1 protein-coding gene is annotated in these 272 nt (G+C 60.7%); it reads right to left on the minus strand.

What is annotated here, in order from left to right; translation table 11 throughout:
• Positions 1-272, minus strand: a 272-nt coding sequence (locus A3730_RS12930; RefSeq protein ID WP_156501194.1) for a transposase, incomplete at both ends; no start/stop codon positions are given.

Consider the following 272-nt stretch of genomic DNA (forward strand, 5'->3'; position numbering starts at 1 on the left):
GAAGGTGTTTCTGGATCTGTGCATCCAGCGTGTTGATCTGAGAGATCAACCTCTTCAAGCCCGCTTTGAGTAGCGGCTCTGCACCCAGGCTTTGCTGGATAATGGTTCGCGCCTTGACCAGTGCCGCACGGCGGCGCAGCAGGGTCTGCAGCGTCCGATACGCCTTGGGTGGCGGGCTCCAGCGGCGCAAGGCCCCTTTTTCATTTTGCAGATGGCGGGCAAGTAGCTGCGCATCAGAGGCGTCCGTTTTTGCGCGACCCCCTGTGCCCTTG

The sequence above is a fragment of the Alcanivorax sp. HI0044 genome, assembly GCF_001634945.1.